Raw genomic sequence first — 18,432 nt, 5'->3', positions numbered from 1 at the left:
GTCAATGATGTGCCGGTAGTGCAGAAGAACGAAGCTGTCACCCTGCCGGAAGGCAAAACGGCTGCCATTACCAGCCAGAGACTTGCCGTATCCGATGTGGACAACACCCCTGCGGAACTTGTGTATACACTCACCCGTTCACCCGAAAACGGTTCGCTTATGCTGGATGACTCGACATACGACGACTCGGCAGCGTTCACCCAGAAAAATATCGATGATGGACTGCTGCGCTACACGCATGACGGCAGCGAAACGACAAACGACAACATGGCCTTTTCGCTTGCCGACGGCAACGGCGGCACAATCGCCGAAATAATCCTGCCAGTAACCGTTACCGCCGTCAATGATACGCCATATATAGCGGCAAAGCTGGAAGTATCCGTTGTCGAGGGCGGAGCGAAAACCATATCATCGGCAACGCTTATCGTACGGGACAACGACAATACCGCCGATGAACTGACATTTACCATGCTCAAAGCCCCGTTGCACGGGACGCTTAAACTCTCCGGCACCGCGCTGGATGCGGGCGGCACGTTTACGCAAGAAGATATCGACAGCAGCCTGCTGACCTATCAGCACAACAAGGGCAGCAGCGGGACAACGGACAGCCTGACCTTTTCGGTAAGAGACAAAAGCGGTGCGACCATAGCGGAGACCGTGCTGCGTATCCGTATCGGTGCTGTGGATGACCCGCCGGTTGCCCTTGACCAGTCGGTATCACTCAATGAAGACGGTTCCCTTGTCATCACGTTGAGCGCTACCGACCCCGAAGGCAGCGCAATCGCCGGATGGGAAATACCGGTAAGCCCAAGACATGGTACGCTAACCGGCTCTGGTGCAGTCCGGACCTATACGCCCGAGCCTGACTTTTTCGGGGCTGATACCTTCACGTTCCGCGCAAATGACCTGGTGAACTGGAGTGATACCGGTGTCATCGCCATTACGGTGCTGCCGGTAAACGATGCGCCGCAGTGGAAGCAGAGCAGCGTCGAACTATCTGTCAAGGAAGGCAAGACCATTACCTCTGACCTGCAAACGGTGTTCGACAAGGACCCGGACGGCGATGACGTAACCTATACGAAGAAGTCCGGCCCCGGCAGTATCGCAAGCGGTTCCAATGTGTGGTCGTGGTCACCGGGCTTCAATGCCGCGGCGGCAAGTCCGGCAAGCTGCATAATTACCGCTACGGACAACGGCAGTCCGGCAAAGTCCGCCGACATCACGCTGACCATTACGGTTACCGACTCGCTGTGCAGGCTAACCACCTCGGTGGCAAACGGCAGCGGCACAATACAAGTGCAGGGGGGCCAGACAATGTTCGACCCCGGCACAGAAGTACGGATTACGGCAAATCCCGGTTCTGATTATGTTTTCAAGAACTGGCGCGGCGATGCCACAGGTACAGACTCAACAACTACTATAATAATGGACAGGGATAAAAGTGTTGAAGCGGTTTTTGTAAAAGATGTTGAAACTGTCACCCTCAACATAAGCCAAATGGATGTACACGGTTTTAAATATATTGGAGGCTATTATTTCGCCTGCACACACACTTTGCCCTCAAAGCTTCTGCGCTTTAATGCTGATGATTTATCGGAGTATTCCGAAATTACATTTACCCCCGACCATTACGCCGCCGATGAACTTGTCTATGCATCATCAACAAAAAAGATTTATCTCGTTTTCGCTTATTCGACCGTTTTAAGGATCGCCGAAATCGATCCTTATACCATGGAATACAATGAAGACAAAATTGTGGACACGAAAAATTATACCAGCGGCGGCCAGACAATAACAACCGATAATGAATACCTGTATGTAGGAGCGCGCTATACGCAAACTGATTCAAAAATCATTAAATACTCTCTCAGCACATTTTCAAATACGCCTTCAGCTGAAATTACGCTTGTGCCCGCATTCGGCAGAATTCATGCAATGCAATATCAGGATGGTTTCCTATGGGCAACCGGCACTGCAACGCCGCCGTGGATTTTAAAAGTAAACACAACGGATCTCTCCATCGATCAAGAAGCCTTCATTGATGGAATAAAACCAACCGATGATTTTGCATATACCGGCAGCTATGTTTTTGTGGGTCTTGAAACTGACTATACGCATGAAAAATCCGGTGTTATTTATCGCATAAGCACCGCCGATATTGCCCAAATGTATCCAATATATACAGGAAAGAAAGGTGGAGTTAATGAAGGAATTGGACATTGCTATGGTGTTCAGTACTATGGCGGATATGTATGGGCCGTTTTTGCTACTTCACCAGGCACCCTGACTAAAATCGATCCCGTTTCTCTTGAATACACAAATTACCGGCTTGAATACAATATTCCAAATGAAATTGCATGGGACGGCAGAAGATTATGCATAACCTATTGGGATCAGGATCCCGGAATAATACAGGCTTTCGCACTGCAATATCTTGAAGGACGTGAATCACCTTAGCGGTTCTTTATCGGTCATTATACGTTCATATACCGGCGCAGTAAAAACATGGTGTAAAAACAACGGATACCCCCAATTCAAATGGCAGCGGGGATTTCATGACAGGATCATACGTAATAGATATGAATTATTATCAATCAGACAGTATATTAAAACAAATCCGGAAAGGATACTGAACAAGCGTAAAGAGGCTTAAATACCTGATTTATGCATTAACGATGATAGGGTGTTCATGCTAAACCATGAATCGAACAGGAATGGCATTTTTTGGCCCAATAGCGATCACGGCATGTTGCCAAAGCAATATTGTGGAATATTTTCCGGCCTATCAGAGGAGATACCAAAAAAAACTGCAGACACAGATACATTCCTCTGTCGGCAGTTTAAACGGTTTCCACAGACGATGCTTACCAAGTAGAAAACATTTTGAAAATAGTGCAGAAAAGAACAACCGATGTTGCTGTAATATTTAGAGCAGCACTTTTCTCTTACTCCATAATTTCCAAAAGCTCCACTTCAAAAACGAGCATGGTATTGGGCCCGATTTGTGAACCGGCGCCGCGTTCGCCATAGGCAAGCTCGGATGGGAGCCACAGCTTGTATTTTGCGCCTTCTTTCATTAACTGCAAGGCTTCGGACCACCCCTTGATAACACCACCAACCTTGAAAACCGCCGGCTGACCGCGTTTATAAGAGCTGTCGAACACTTTGCCGTCTAAAAGCATTCCTTTGTAGTGAACCTTGACTTTGTCGTCAGCCGAAGGTTTCGCACCGGCGCCTTCCTTAAGCACCTTGTACTGAAGACCGCTTTCGGTGGTGACAATGCCTTCTTTTTCCTTGTTTTTTGCAAGAAATTCTTCCTGCTTCTCCAGGTTTTCACCGGATTCCCGCTTTTGCATTTGAGTAAAAGCACTTCGTTTTATCTCAGTAGCATCAGCGGAGGAAAGAAGAACGGTGTTGCCTTCAAGCGTATCGCGTATTGCTTGAAAAACAACACCTAAATCCACTTTCTCCTTAATACCTTGTAGAGAGGCTCCGATATCCAGTCCGATAGCATAACTGAACTTTTGTTTATCGGTCGAGAGCTCCTTGACCTCCGTGTTTTCAGAATTATTCATCGAACAGGCAAAAATCGACGCGATCAGGACTGCCGATGAAACGAAAATAATACCTTTTCGTATCATTGGATCCTCCTTTAGGGAAGGGGATTGATAAAGAGCAAAATTTACTTAGAAGCGTCTTCTTCCGCCGCCGCCGAATCTGCCGCCGCCACCGCGATTGTTTTCTCTCGGACGAGCTTCGTTGACTTTTAAAGGACGCCCTTCAAATTCTTTTTCATTGAGCGCAGAAATAGCGTCATCCGCATTTTCCATCTCAATGAAACCAAACCCTCTTGGTCTTCCGGTCTGTGGATCGGAAATGAGTTTTACAGATAATACTTCGCCATACTGAGCAAAGTAATCTCTTACGGAATCTTCTGTTGCTGTGAAGGGAAGATTGCCGACATACAGTTTTTTAGCCATGGATTCCTCCAAATACTAATAGGTTAATGAAAACGCCTCAGGACCTGTTCCTTAAGGACTGTTAATTGGTGATATGTTACCTGTATAATTTTTTGTATAATCGTGTTTATGAAGACATAATCTGCCGTGGGTGACTGGCTGGAAAATCACTTAGTGAGTGTGTGAAAGGTTTGCAGAGCAATCAGGTGATGCCAAATATCCATCCACCTTCTCAAAAATGGGCCTATTATCTCTCTTTCTAATGGCTTTGATAATTAATGAAACATTACGTCGTTACAATAAAATTATTTGCCTTTCAATATGCGAATATCTTTTATGAGACATATTAAGATACTATATTTGCACAGGCAAAAAAAGATTTATTTTACAATTTTTTATTTTTTTTGTTAAATGGTTGGCCTCGAAACATTTTCTTCCATACACTTATGTGGAGGGTTTCTTTTTCAAAGAGGTTTCTATGCTCTCAAATATTGATCTTTCAAGAAAAATTTCAAAAGAAGAATATAAGCAGGAAAAGCAGAGGCTTGAAATAACACTCGGCCGTCTTCAAAGGGAAGCCAAAGAACTCGGCCTGTCGGTGTTAATTGTCTTTGAAGGTTGGGAAGCTGCAGGGAAAGGGACTCTGGTCAACGAATTAATTCTTCCTTTAGACCCTCGTGGATTCAAGGTCCACAGCATCCTGCCTCCCAACGAAGAAGAATCGCTTCGCCCTTTCTTATGGCGATTCTGGACCCGTACCCCCGCCGGGGGGCGTATTGTTATTTTCGACCGGAGTTGGTGCCGGCGTATTTTTAACGATCGGGTAGAAGGTCATATCAAGGAAAGTCAGTTTGTCCAGGCGGTAAGTGATATTCGCTCTTTTGAGCGGCAACTCGCCGATGACGGTACTGTTATCATCAAATTCTTTCTTCATATCTCAAAGGAAGAACAAAAAAAACGCTTCAACAAGCTTCGAAAAAATCCTGCGACTGCCTGGAGAATATCAAAACTGGATTTAGCCCGTCACAAAAAATACGAAAGCTATCTTGCTGCGGCAGAAGACATGCTCACCAAAACCGATTCAGCATTCGCTCCGTGGACCGTAATTGAATCTCACAATCAACGTTTTGCCGCTCTGAAAATGTTCAACACCGTTACAACAGCGCTTCAAACGAGAATCGACCAGATTAAAACCAGAGAAAAATCACCACCGCAAAAGAAAAAGACCGCGCCTGGACAGAAGAGCGATCTCGCCGTCTCAATTCTGGACAAAGTCGACACCTCCCTTTCTCTCGATCGGGACGAATATCGCAAATTATTGAAAAAGAAACAGAAAAGACTCCGGGAACTCGAACATGAGATATACATGCAGCGAATACCGATTATCATAGCCTATGAAGGGTGGGATGCTGCCGGGAAAGGTGGCAATATCAGAAGATTGACCCAGGAACTCGATCCCCGGGGATATGAAGTTGTACCGGTTGCAGCGCCCAATGATATCGAAAAGGCACATCACTATCTCTGGCGATTCTGGAAACAAATACCTAAAGCGGGCCACATAACAATATTCGATCGCACATGGTATGGGCGCGTTCTGGTGGAGCGTGTTGAAGGGTTCTGTACCGAAGAACAGTGGCGTCGAGCATACCGGGAAATCAATGAAATGGAAGAACATCTTACCCATTTCGGAACCGTGCTTCTGAAATTCTGGCTCCATATCGATATGGAAGAACAGCTTCGACGATTCAATTTACGACAGCAAACTCCCCATAAGGAATGGAAAATCACCGAAGAAGACTGGCGGAACCGGGAAAAATGGGACGACTATAAACTGGCGGTTGAAGAAATGATATTTCGGACAAGCACTCCCCATGCACCCTGGACAATTGTAGAATCAAATTGCAAATGGTTTGCCCGAATCAAAGTCATCGATACCGTCATAAAGGCCATAGAAAAGAAATTGCACTAGTCTACTCTCATGCCGTATATTTGAACCAGGCACGTTCGACACCCGGCACGTTAGCACAATTCTAACAAACCATTAACGTCCGTTTAGTATTTTGTCTCTATTACTTTTCGTTATATAGTGAATGTATACAATAGATGCGTGCAATACAATGACATACCCTTTATAAAACTCATTTTTCAATCGGATAATTTTTATGGCAAAAAAAAGCACTGATACCTACTGGGTAGGTTTTGATCTTGGGGCAACCAAGATGCTGGCTACCCTCTACAACTCCGATTTAACCCTGTTGGGCCGTGCAAGAAAAAAGACAAAGGCCCATGAAGGGCCCAAGTCCGGATTAAACCGGATTACCAGTTTGATCTCATCATTACTCGACGATGCAAAAGTCAAGGCAAAAGACCTCTCCGGTATCGGCATCGGCATACCGGGACTCCTTGAACTTGACAAAGGAATTGTAAACAGTGCCCCTAATCTGGGATGGAATAAAGTCCGGATCCGTGAAGCGCTTGAGGATGCCTTTGGCTGTCCTGTTGTTGTTATCAACGATGTGGATGCGGGCATTTATGGTGAATTTTCGATGGGTGCGGGTAAAAAGGCCCGATGCGTTATCGGTGTTTTTCCGGGAACCGGAATTGGCGGCGGCTGTATTTATGAAGGGAAAATTATCAGAGGCAAAAAGAATTCCTGTTTAGAAATCGGTCATCTTCAGGTCATGTCCCAGGGTCCATTATGCGGATGCGGGCAGCGTGGATGTCTTGAGGCCGTGGCCAGCCGACTTACGATTTCCGCTGAAGCTGCCAAGGCGGCATACCGGGGTGAAGCACCCCATCTCATGGAAATCGCCGGCACAGATTTGTCAAACATTCGAAGTGGTGCGCTTGCAGCTTCGATTAATGGCGGAGATCAGTCCATCGAAAGGATTGTCCGAGAAGCTGCGAGTTGGATCGGAATCGGCGTTGCCAATGTGGTGAATCTTCTGGCCCCCGATATAATTGTTTTGGGCGGCGGACTTGTTGAAGCAATGCCCGATATCTTCCAGGAGGCGGTTGAAGAAACCGCCCGGGAACGGGTCATGGCCTCCTTCAAAAACACCTTTAAAGTTGTTGTTTCTCAGCTTGGCGATTACGCTACCGTGGCCGGCGCCGCATCATGGGCCATGGCAGTGGTATCCGAACAGAAATAGGTATAGACATGGTGAAAAAGAGTCAAAACGAAACCTCTGCCAACACGGTCAAACCGATAGCGGTTATTGATATCGGCAGTACATCGGTGCGCATGACTATTGCTCAGGTCGAAGGCGACGGCTCGTTGCGCCCCCTCGAATCGCTGCAACAGGAAGTCAGTTTGGGCAAAGACACCTTTACCCGGGGATACATCGGCAACACCTCCATCAAGGAGTGCGTTTCGGCCCTCAAGGTTTTCAGCCGCGTCCTTCAGGAATACGGCGTCTCGAGCAGCGAGCAGGTGCGGGCGGTTGCAACCAGCGCAGTAAGAGAGGCTGCAAACCGTGAACTCGTGCTCGATCGTATCTACAGCGCCACCGGCATTACCGTGGAGGCGATCGATGATGCGGAAGTAAACCGATACACCTATCTCAGTCTTCAGCCGCTTCTCGAATCACAGTCTTCGCTCAAATATGCCGACATTCTGATTATTGAAGTTGGTGGCGGGAGCACCGAAACGGTGGTAGTAAAAAAAGGGCGTGTCGGCTTTTCCCACTCCTATCGTCTGGGCTCTTTCCGAATGAGAGAAACATTCGAAAAATACGGTGCGGCCGATTCCAAGCTGGTTGAGGCCATGGAAAACCAGATCCAAAGGACAATCAAGGCTATTTTGAAAAAGGCGGGGATCCACGGCAAATTTTCACTCCTGGCTATTGGCGGTGATGCTCGTTTTGCTGCAGCCCAGCTTATACCCGACTGGCGATCCGGTACGCTGGCAAAATTACCGGTCGCTTCACTGAATAATTTTACCCGAAGGCTGATTAATCTTTCTGTCGATGATCTTGTTTTGAAATACCATCTGAGTTTTCCCGACGCCGAAACACTGGTACCAGCCCTGCTCACCTACTCCCGACTTGCGGCTGCCCTCCGGATTCAACACCTTTTGGTTGCCCCTATTACCATGCGTGAAGGAATTCTCAAGGAAATAGCCTTAGGATATGCCTGGACTAAAGAATTTCAGGAACAAATCATACATTCGACACTGGAACTGGCTAAAAAATACGAAGTCGATCTGAGTCACTCAAAACAGGTCTGTAAATATTCCCATATTCTTTTCGAGCAGCTCAAGGATATTCATCGATTGCCCGACAGATTTGATCTGATTTTACGCGTCGCGGCATTGCTTCATGAAATCGGTCTGTTTATCAGCAACAGAAATCATCATAAACATTCGTTTTATCTCATTCAAAACAGCAATCTCTTTGGGCTGGGATCAAAAGACACGCTCCTCACCGCACTGGTAGCGCGCTATCATCGGAAAGCGGTTCCGAAGCCATCCCATGAAGGATACATGACCCTGGACAGGGAAAGCAGAATTGCTGTTTCAAAAATGGCTGCGCTTCTCCGCATTGCCGATTCTCTGGATCGGAGCTATAATCAGCGAATACGGAATATCGAAATTGTTTTTGAGAACGGTAATGTTATCATTTTTACCCAGGGCGCGGGAGATATTACCCTCGAACAGATGGCGATCAAGGAAAAAGGAGACCTTTTCAGACAAATTTACGGGTTAGAAATAATTCTTAGGAAAGCATAATTTAAGAAAGTGATATTATGGCTCGAAAAACAGCACAATTTAATAATCGTGAATTAAGCTGGCTCGAATTCAACCAGCGGGTGCTCGATGAAGCCGACTGTGAATCGGTACCCCCGCTCGAACGACTGAAATTTCTCGCTATCACCAGCTCGAACCTCGATGAATTCTTTATGGTCCGTGTCGGCGGACTTACAATGCTCGATCATGAAGGCATTGCCAAACCCGATATTGCGGGTCTTTCACCGGCCAAACAGCTCGAGGCTATCGATACCCGTGTGCGGAAAATGGTTGACATGCAATATTCCATTTTTAACAATCAGCTTAAACCGCGCCTGACCAAAGAAGGTATCCAACGCGTTGACAGCAGCATGCTTTCCACTGAAGAACTTTTGTATATCGACGACCTCTTTTCGGGAAAGATCTCCGCAATGGTTACCCCCATGGCGGTCCACTCTCCCGAGATTCTCTCCAAAATCATGAATCTGACTATTCATATGGCGGTCAGGCTGAAGCCTGCCGAGGGAGAACTCAAACCCCGGTTCGCCATTATCCCGATCGGTATCAATACCGACCGCATCATTCCAGTCCCGTCAAAAGCCGGATATCGATATATTCTGCTCGAAGATATTATCTGTACCTTTATCGAACGACTCTTTCCGGGTGAACCGATTGCCGAATGCACCGCTTTCCGCATTACCCGGAATGCCGATATGACCGTGCGGGAAGATTCTGCCGCCGATCTCCTGTCGGAAATGGAAAATGTTCTTATCGCCCGAAAAACCAGCGACTGTGTACGGCTTGAAGTCGCCGTCGGAACAAGCAAAACAATGCTCAATTTTCTGCAGAAAGGTCTTAATGCAGGCGAAAGAGAAACCTATGAAATCGACGGCCCTTTGAATCTCGGTGATTTCATGAAACTTGCAGCGATAAACGGCTTCGAAAAACTTGCCTATAAGCCCTGGATCCCCCAGCAATCACCATCGATCGAGACCAAGACCGGCATGTTTACCACCCTGACAAAGAAAAACATCCTGCTCTACCATCCCTACGAAAGCTTTGAACCGGTACTTCGTCTGATCGATGAAGCTGCTGATGATCCGGATGTGCTTGCTATTAAACAGATTTTGTATCGGACCAGCCGTCACAGTCCTATTATCGCTGCATTGAAAAGGGCCGCACAAGGCGGAAAATATGTCACCGTTCTCGTTGAGCTCAAAGCCCGGTTCGATGAAGCCCGGAATATCGAATGGGCCCAGGAACTCGAACAGGCCGGGGTTCAGGTAATCTACGGAGTCAAAGGATATAAAACTCATGCCAAATTGCTTATTATCGTTCGCAAAGAATTACGCGGCATTATCCGATATCTCCATTTCGGCACCGGCAATTACAACGAAAGCACCGCGCGGCTTTACAGCGATATCAGTTACATGACTACCGATCCCGATCTAGGCGCTGATGCATCATCCTTTTTTAACGCCATTACCGGCTACTCCCAGCCACAACCATTCGCCAAGCTGAGCGCCGCACCCATGTTTCTGCGGGAAAAAATCATCGAAATGATCGAAACGGAAACAGAACGAAAACGCCACGGTCAAAGAGCGCTGATCATGGCAAAAATGAATTCCCTGGTCGACAAGACCGTTATCAGGGCGCTTTACAAGGCCTCCCAGGAAGGAGTGCGGGTAATGCTCAATGTACGGGGCATCTGCTGTCTCCGGCCTGGTGTACCCGGTCTGAGTGAAAACATAAAGGTTATAAGCATTATTGACCGTTTTCTTGAACATGCCCGGATATTCTACTTTTATCATGGCGGTGAAGAAAAAGTTTTTCTTTCCAGCGCCGACATGATGCCCCGAAACCTTGACAAAAGAGTCGAACTGCTCGTGCCGGTCGACGACTCGGCTGCAAAACGACGGCTGAAACAAATTCTGGAAACCCATTTCAAAGATGAAGTGAAAGGACGCATTTTAACCTCCGACGGCTCCTATATCCAGCCGGAAACAAAGGGGAAACGAAAGAAAGTCCGCAGTCAGGAAGCGCTGTATTTGCAGGCATGTGAAGCAATAAAACAACATAAACAACACCGGCGAACAGTTTTCGAGCCCCACAAGCCACCTGATGCCTCCTACTGATCGGAATTATCTGCTATGTCGCCACCTACCGTTGAACAGCTCTGTATCGCATATCATAACGAAGATTTTCATTCTTACTATGTTGCCCGGCTGGCGCTTAAAATTTTCGATGCAACCAGTTCTGCTCTTAGAATCGCTCAACACAATCGTTCACTTCTGGAAACAGCGGCACAGCTTCACGATATCGGGTATTTTTCCAATCCTCAATATCATGCACTTAAAGGTGCTGAAATTGTCATCAGGAAACAAATCAACGGCTTTTCCACCGCGCAATGCCGCACAATTGCATCGATTATCGCACTTCACCAGTACAAAAAGTCCCGTGCAGCTAACCAGGTTGCGGGAGTTACCCTTCAGAAAACAACGCGCATACGCCGACTTGCGGCAATTTTGCGTGTTGCCGACGGACTCGATCACAGCCACATGCAGGATGCCGGTATTACCGGTATTCGCAAAACCGGCAACGCTGTTTCGATAACCGTCTCTCAGGGGTGGTATGACCGAAACTGCTTACGTGCTGAGGAAAAGGCAGATTTATGGAACACGGTATTTCCTCTGCAGATTAAAATTACCGCTCAAAACCAGCCAAAGAAAAAAACTCCCTTTTCAGGAGTCGTTCATATCGGTGATTCGGTTATTGCCGGATTTCATAATATTCTGTACTCCCAGTACCGCACCATGCTCGATAATCAGAACGGGGCATTTGAGGGGACCGATCCGGTCTACCTTCATGATTTTCGCATCGCCCTCCGACGGTTCCGCACAGCGTTAGGATTGTTGAACCGCCTGTCACCAAGTGATACGACATTGTGCCTGAATCAAATGCTCAGCGAACATTCACAGAGTATGGGGCAGGCACGGGATGCCGATGTCTGGCTGGATTATGTTCAAAAAAAGCCTTTCTGTGAGGCCTTGAAAAACGATCCGCAATGGAAAAAGTATCTCGCCCGGCTCGAGGAACAGAAATCCCGGAATCAAAAAAAATTAAGAATACTGCTTCGTTCCCGGAAATGGAAAACTACCCTCAGGCTTATAACCAGATTTCTTCGCAACGAACTCTCCGACCTGCAAAGGACCACCGATCCCGTACTGAAATTTCGCGATGTGGGAGCTGCACGGTTAAGCCGTTTTCACAAACGCCTGAAAAAACGATTGTATCTGAAAAAGACCGCCACCCCGGAATCGATGCATAAATTGCGGAAATTCTGCCGAAGGGAACGGTACTATGCCGAATTTTTTTGTCCTGTTCTGAAAACACCTGCTCTCAAGCTGGCCAAAAACCTGCGGACAATTACATCAGCGCTGGGTGAAGTGCACGATATGGATGTTGCACTGGAACAGGTTCGAAGTAGTAATGCCGGTGATATTCCATTGGACATGTACGGATTAATCAAGAAAAGGCGGAAAACCGCCCTCGCAAATTTCAACAAGGCATGGAAATTGCTGAATGATAAGGATTTAAAGCATGCATGTACGCGTTCTCTGATATAATAGTATCCCTGCAGAAACGTTAAGAGTGCAGAAAATCAGAATGAAGTATAAAATGTGGTACATTAACCACAAATTTTTAAATTAACAATATATGAGAAAGCTATATCTATGGAAATAATTCTTGTTCGTCATGGAATCGCAGTAGACCGTACGGCACCGGGTATCTCCTCCGATGAAGAGCGGACGCTTACTGATGAGGGGATAGCAAAAACCCGTAATGCGGCAAGGGGATTGAAAGAAATGGGGGTAGTACCTCAACGGATTATTTCCAGTCCTTTAGTTCGGGCAAGGCAGACCGCTGAAGTTGTCGCTTCGGTTTGTGCCCCGAAAAGCAAAATCGAAACCAGCGCCCTGCTTTCTCCTGGTGAACCACTGTCTGCCACGACCGGCTGGCTCGAAAAGCAGAAAGAAATAAACATTATGCTGGTTGGCCATATGCCTGATACGGCCGAATTGGCATCGCTTCTACTCAGTACTACCCCTACCCTGGATATCCGTTTTAAAAAGGCGGCTGCCTGCTGTATCTCTTTTACCGGAAAATGCAAATCCGGCGCCGGGTGTCTTGAATGGCTTCTCCAGCCAAAACACCTGCGAATGTGCAGGAAATGATATCCCTTGCTCTTGGACTCCCCAGGTATTAGTTTTATATTAAATTGTAAAGATTCAATCACTGAAAGACATTCATGACAACGATTCCCTTCATCGGAAATGATACCGGCCTTTTTGCCTCAGTCGAAAAGACAATTCAGGAAACGCCGCCCCATGATTCCGAACTGATTCGGCTTTCCACACTCCATCAGGCCGTTGAGTATCTCAACATTGAAATGCCGGAGCTCTCTTTTGTCTATTTTGCTGAAGACGATTCCCGTGCTTTCGGATTGCTCGACACGATTATGAGCGATCCCTGGCTTCTTCACGGCGGTATCATCGCGCTCTGTAACAACTACGACATGGTTACGAAGCTCGATGGAATCAAGGGCGCCAATTTCGTGGTTATCCTCACCCGTGATGAACTGCCCAAACACCTTCCCCGGGTAATGAATATCATCAATAACAATCGTCGAATCCTGTTTCAGCGTGAAATAGGGTCCGATATTGTCAGGAACATTTCCGGTTCCTTTCAGCTCCATAACGACACCTTTGAAGCGAGTTGTTATGCTAACCTTATCTGCAACTTTCTCTACAACTGTAACCGCCTCGATATCGAACAAAAAGACCTGCTCAATTTTTCGCTCAATGAAATGCTGCTCAACGCAATCGAGCACGGCAATTGTGGGATAACCTCTCGGGAAAAAAGCGACTGGCTCGAAAAGGGTGGATCGATGCTCGATCTTATCGAATCAAAATGCAACGACCCCGCGGTTGCCGAACGTACCGTCACGTTCGAATATTCCATTACCCCAACTCATTCACGATTTGTTATTACCGACCTGGGTGATGGTTTTGACTGGCGGAATTCCACCGATTCCACCGCAGAAGAAAACACCATGAAACTTCATGGACGAGGCATTATGGTTACCCGAAAATTCACTCAGAACATGACGTATAATGAAAAGGGAAATCAGGTAAGTTTCGATTTCTCCCATCGGGAAAATCTCGGGCTGATTACTCCCGCTCTGTTCAGTAATATTGACCCCGAAATCGTGCCGCCACAGAAAATCGTTTTCAGGGAAGGCGAACCCAGTAATTTTCTTTATTATATTGTTAAGGGGGCCTATGATGTTTATGCAAATGGTAACAAAGTCTCGACTTTGTCGGAAGATGATGTCTTTATGGGTGAAATGTCTTTCTTGCTCAACAACCGGCGGAGTGCAACGGTTATTGCCGCCACAGAAGGCAAACTTATCAAGGTATCCAAAAAGGATTTTGTCGAAGCGGTCAAATTGAAGCCCCATTATGCACTTTTTCTTTCCCGTCTCCTGGCACAAAGGATACAACGCTCCAATATTAATTCGGCTGCTTCAGAAGAAAAAAAGCGCCGTTGAGCGTTTCTATAGCTATATAATTATTTTTGATAAACCAGGTTTCTTTTACCAGTATATATATTATAATTAAATAAGGTGAAAATGGATGTCTAATTTTGAAACAAAGGCACTACGCCAGGAACTTGAACATTTTCGAGCGGAAAAAGAAAAGGTTCGTGCCGTCGTAGGCCAGATCGGCGGAAAAAGCAGTGCCCATATAGACAAAATTGTAAACATTATTTTTATCCTGGCGATTGTTGTGCTTTTTCTCCTCGATTTGCTGAGGCACCTTTCCGGATTCCCCATGCCCCTTCCTCCATTGATATCGCTTGAACTGGGGCTGCTTCTGGTATCGATTAAAATTATATGGATGATGCATAAACAAGCCAAAGTTGAGCATTTTCAATTCTGGATACTTAACTCCATCGAGTTCAGACTTACCGATATTTCCAGAAGGATTCAGAAGATTGAACAAAAAGCTGAAGACAACGGTTGATAGGCGGGCAAACAATCGACTAAAAGAATCCCGCAAATTATCGCCTTTTGCAATTTCCAAGGTTTGGGATCCGGCTGATAACGCTTTATCAGCTCTGTCCTTAACTACATATCAGAATTAAGGAGGATTTCACATGGCCTCTCATGTCAACGAATTATCGATCAATTATCAAGAGGAAGAGCTTCTTGTAGTCAAGGAACTGGACAAGGTAGTTCTCTCCAGTGGGGCGTGGGCTACAGTAATGTTCAAGTACCAGCAGTGGGACAAAGCCAAGCAGCAATACAGTCCCGAGCGCTACACAATTCGCCGGTACCGCAAAGTTGGTGACGACTACCGTCAGCAGTCGAAATTCAACATCTCAAGTAACGATCAGGCAAAAAAGATTATCGACGCCCTTACAAAATGGGTTAACGAGTAGGACCGATAAATAAAAACGGTGCTTATCGTTTTACAATGCCCAGCACATTCGGCAGCAGGGGAACGGTACTGATATCGAGTCCGGCCATGCCGCATTGCTCGATTTTCCGGCTGGGATGGGAAAGGTAAAAACAGGCCGGGGATCCACCCTCAAGGTACATCATCCGTTTAATATCCAGGGGAAGTTTCCTGATTATATTGATAAAATCGTGGACCGTATAGGGCGAGCGAGAATAAAGGAAATGGATATCTCCGCCTTTATCAACAGCCAGTGCTGCTATGCTGTTACGTTTCTGCTGCTTTTTCCAGACATTTTTTCCCCGGCAACTCAACATACGAATACTCTGAAAAAGAGACTGATACTGCTTTGTTATTGTATCGAAATTATCACATTCCATATCAAAAATCGCTGCATCGGGCATGTTCTTTTTCAGGGGATCGAATGCAAACAGGCACTTATGGTTTTTTCGAATGTGGCTGTTATTGATATGACTGCGGGTTTTCATATAGCCGATACTTCTGACCGAATCGGTTTGAAACATCGCCGCATTAATCGCCGCCACACATCCGTACTTTTCCGCCCATTCATTCAGGGGCATTGGACGGTCCCCGGTTTCCGACCGGCACAACAATTTAAATTGATACCTGTCAGGATCGATTCTCAGTACAATAATCTTTGAGTCGCCGGCAGCAGCTTTCCGGGGCGAATTAAATTCACCAAGCCATAAGCCATCATCGAGCCTGGTCCATGGATCAACCGCAGAACAGAGCAGAAGCGGCATGATGGCAGTCGGTAGCACTGCAATCATAAATTTCTTTACTTTATTCAATATTACAATCATCGGCAAGCTGAAAAACCGGCATAAAGGGTGTTTTAATTAACTGTTTATTTTGATTACGCCCAGGTAATCAAAATAAATGATGTTAATAATAAAATCACCTCTTAACCAGTTCATTTCCAGCTTCTGTTTCCACCCCTGCATCCTTCTGAGGTTCTATATCCATATCGGACAAAACCTCTATCGCCTTCTGGTAGGTTTTCTTTGTCTGGACTCCGGTAAGAGCATAGACTGCCGTTTTATTTTTCACGAAAACAACATAAGGTATCCCTGATACACTAAAAGCTGAAGCGATCTTTGGGTTTTTATCCACATTGATTTTATACACCGATGCTTTCTCTTTATTCTTCTCTGCAATTTTTTCCAGCATAGGAGACAGAATTTTGCAGGGCATGCACCAATCTGCATAGAGATCAAAGAGTAACAATCGGTCGCCAGCCGATTCGATAATGGAGTTGAGTTCATCGGCCGAAGAGATAACCTTTATGGCAGATTTTTCTTCAGCCTTCTCAGACTTTTTCTCCGCCGATAACACCATTCCACTCAGCAATACGATTGCCATTATGAGTAATGAATATCTTGTTTTCATACTAACCCTTTCTAAACAAACAGATTATAGGCTGCATTATCCGCTTCGTTGAGGTAATAGGAGACCCCACCGAATTCGATGCCGTCGATAAGTTCTTCCTTTTTAATTCCCATAATATCCATGGACATGGAACAGGCGACAAAGCGGATATTGTTTGATTGGGCCTGGTCTACCAGTTCCTGGAGAGAAAAAACGTTTTTCTTTTTCATAACCTGCTGCATCATTGCCGTTCCCATGCCGCCCATATTCATTTTGGACAGCTTTGTCTTTTCCGGCCCCCGGGGCATCATCATACCGAACATTTTCTCTATGATCGACTTTTTGATTTTAACGCCATTCTGTTTTTTCCGAAGCAGATTAAGACCCCAGAAAGTGAAGAAAAGGACGACTTCGGACCCCATTGCTGAGGCTCCGTTAGCGATAATAAAGGCTGCCATCATCCTGTCGAGATCATTGGAAAAGATCACCATAGTCTTCTTATTACCCGCAGGTTGTTCGACCGCGCAGACATCCTCCCGTCGGCCCTTTTGAATTACCGCTTTAAATGCTCCATTTTCAGGAGCGAGGGAGAGAAGGGTATTGGCCGTGCGAGTACACCAGGCCGGAACATCAAGAGCAAACCCCTGATCGGTGGCGGTAATTTCTACCCTTTGTCCTTCCGATGCGCTGTCCACGGCTTTTTTCAGTTGCATAATGGGTCCCGGACATTGCAGTCCACAGGCATCCACTTTTACCATATCCTTGGGATTTTCATTCTGCGCAGGTGAAGAACAGGCCGGTGCGGTAATCGTTTTCAGATAAACCGGATCATAATCGGGCGTCTGTATCGATGAATAGGTTGTAAAACCACCCGAAAGATTTTTTGCCGAAAAACCATGCTGCGACAGAATACGGGTGGCAAGATAGCCCCGTAATCCGATCTGACAGTAAACCATAACTTCCTTATTTTTATCGAGATCCTTCAATTTGCCGCGAAGCTCGTCGATGGGAATGTTCATCGAGCCATCAATCGATCCCTGTTCGTGTTCCTCAACGGTGCGCACATCCAGAAGAAGATGTTTTTGAGGATCAAACCGGGTGATATCTTCTGCATAAAAAATATCGGCCAGCTTATCACGGATATTTTCGGCCACAAAACCGGCCATATTGACCGGGTCCTTTGCGCTCCCGAAAGGCGGTGCATAAGCAAGCTCCAGCTCGGTGAGATCATCGATTGTCAGACCATGACGAATTGCCGTGGCGAAAACATCGATCCGTTTATCAACGCCCTTTTTTCCCACAATCTGGGCGCCAAGGACTTTGCCCGTATCGGGGGCAAACAGAAGTTTTATCGAAAGCGGATACGCGCCGGGATAATAGGTTGCATGACTCGCCGAGTGAGTATACGATTTAATATAGGGAATTTCGCACCGCTGCGCATTCTTTTCGTTGATACCCGTGACAGCAATTGCCAGGTCGAATACCTTACAAACCGCTGTTCCCTGGGTGCTTTTATATTCCGAATCCTTTCCTGCAATTGTATCCGCAGCGATCCGTCCCTGACGATTTGCCGGACCCGCCAACGGCACATGAACCCTTTTTCCCGAGATAAAATCGGTCACTTCGATAGCATCGCCGACCGCAAAAACATCATCAACACTGGTTTTCATCCGATTATCAACAGCAATTGCGCCCTGCTCTGTAAGATCAATGCCGGAATTTTTTAGAAATGTTGTGTCCGGCTTCACCCCGATAGCCAAAACCACAAAATCGGCGATTGGACCGGGACCCTTTGCAAGGTTGAGCCTGATCTTATCATCTTTTGTGGTTTCAAATG

At 46.4% G+C, this 18,432-nt stretch carries 15 protein-coding genes; 10 read left to right on the top strand and 5 right to left on the bottom strand.

The features are described 5' to 3' along the window. A partial coding sequence (locus tag GF401_01305; protein ID MBD3343680.1) for a hypothetical protein occupies positions 1-2,457 on the top strand: 2,457 nt, incomplete at its 5' end. A gap of 488 nt (positions 2,458-2,945) precedes the next feature. On the opposite strand, the gene GF401_01300 is transcribed toward GF401_01305, so the two are convergent. Continuing rightward, entirely contained in the window at positions 2,946-3,638 is a 693-nt protein-coding gene (locus tag GF401_01300; GenBank protein MBD3343679.1) for an FKBP-type peptidyl-prolyl cis-trans isomerase, read from the bottom strand. A gap of 48 nt (positions 3,639-3,686) precedes the next feature. Further along, positions 3,687-3,980 (bottom strand): RNA-binding protein, encoded by a 294-nt coding sequence (locus GF401_01295; protein MBD3343678.1) that lies wholly within the window; start codon positions 3,978-3,980, stop codon positions 3,687-3,689. A gap of 457 nt (positions 3,981-4,437) precedes the next feature. Between GF401_01295 and pap the strand changes: the two genes are divergently transcribed. From pap to GF401_01250, 9 genes are all read left to right on the top strand, one after another. Further along, the gene (gene pap, locus GF401_01290; protein MBD3343677.1) at positions 4,438-5,928 is read left to right on the top strand and encodes a polyphosphate:AMP phosphotransferase; all 1,491 of its coding nucleotides are present in this window, start codon (positions 4,438-4,440) and stop codon (positions 5,926-5,928) included. A 193-nt stretch (positions 5,929-6,121) separates the two neighbouring features. Further along, positions 6,122-7,111, top strand: a complete 990-nt coding sequence (locus GF401_01285) for an ROK family protein (GenBank protein MBD3343676.1) — start codon at positions 6,122-6,124, stop codon at positions 7,109-7,111. Next, positions 7,078-8,688: an HD domain-containing protein gene (locus tag GF401_01280; protein ID MBD3343675.1), complete on the top strand. Its 1,611-nt coding sequence runs from the start codon at positions 7,078-7,080 to the stop codon at positions 8,686-8,688. Before GF401_01285 ends, GF401_01280 begins: the two co-directional genes overlap by 34 nt. Before the next feature lie 17 nt (positions 8,689-8,705). Then, positions 8,706-10,820 (top strand): polyphosphate kinase 1, encoded by a 2,115-nt coding sequence (gene ppk1, locus GF401_01275; protein MBD3343674.1) that lies wholly within the window; start codon positions 8,706-8,708, stop codon positions 10,818-10,820. Positions 10,821-10,835: 15 nt separating this feature from the next. Beyond that, complete coding sequence (locus GF401_01270) at positions 10,836-12,311, top strand: CHAD domain-containing protein (protein MBD3343673.1); 1,476 nt, start codon at positions 10,836-10,838, stop codon at positions 12,309-12,311. A gap of 108 nt (positions 12,312-12,419) precedes the next feature. After that, positions 12,420-12,920 carry a phosphohistidine phosphatase SixA gene (sixA, locus tag GF401_01265; GenBank protein ID MBD3343672.1) on the top strand — a complete coding sequence of 167 codons (501 nt, stop codon included), beginning with the start codon at positions 12,420-12,422 and terminating at the stop codon, positions 12,918-12,920. Between the two features lie 74 nt (positions 12,921-12,994). Then, entirely contained in the window at positions 12,995-14,296 is a 1,302-nt protein-coding gene (locus GF401_01260) for a cyclic nucleotide-binding domain-containing protein (GenBank protein ID MBD3343671.1), read from the top strand. 85 nt (positions 14,297-14,381) lie between these two features. Continuing rightward, positions 14,382-14,771 carry a hypothetical protein gene (locus GF401_01255; GenBank protein ID MBD3343670.1) on the top strand — a complete coding sequence of 130 codons (390 nt, stop codon included), beginning with the start codon at positions 14,382-14,384 and terminating at the stop codon, positions 14,769-14,771. A 133-nt stretch (positions 14,772-14,904) separates the two neighbouring features. Further along, positions 14,905-15,189, top strand: a complete 285-nt coding sequence (locus tag GF401_01250) for a hypothetical protein (GenBank protein MBD3343669.1) — start codon at positions 14,905-14,907, stop codon at positions 15,187-15,189. A 22-nt stretch (positions 15,190-15,211) separates the two neighbouring features. Here the strand turns inward: GF401_01250 and GF401_01245 are convergent, their stop codons facing one another. The 3 genes from GF401_01245 to GF401_01235 all read right to left on the bottom strand — a co-directional run. Further along, positions 15,212-16,036 (bottom strand): hypothetical protein, encoded by an 825-nt coding sequence (locus tag GF401_01245; GenBank protein ID MBD3343668.1) that lies wholly within the window; start codon positions 16,034-16,036, stop codon positions 15,212-15,214. A gap of 88 nt (positions 16,037-16,124) precedes the next feature. Next, positions 16,125-16,616, bottom strand: a complete 492-nt coding sequence (locus GF401_01240) for a redoxin domain-containing protein (GenBank protein MBD3343667.1) — start codon at positions 16,614-16,616, stop codon at positions 16,125-16,127. An 11-nt stretch (positions 16,617-16,627) separates the two neighbouring features. After that, positions 16,628-18,432, bottom strand: a 1,805-nt coding sequence (locus GF401_01235; GenBank protein ID MBD3343666.1) for a pyridine nucleotide-disulfide oxidoreductase, incomplete at its 5' end; no start/stop codon positions are given.

This window comes from Chitinivibrionales bacterium, from assembly GCA_014728215.1.
Classification (GTDB): Bacteria; Fibrobacterota; Chitinivibrionia; order Chitinivibrionales; family WJKA01; genus WJKA01.
This window is presented reverse-complemented; position numbering and strand designations above follow the sequence as displayed.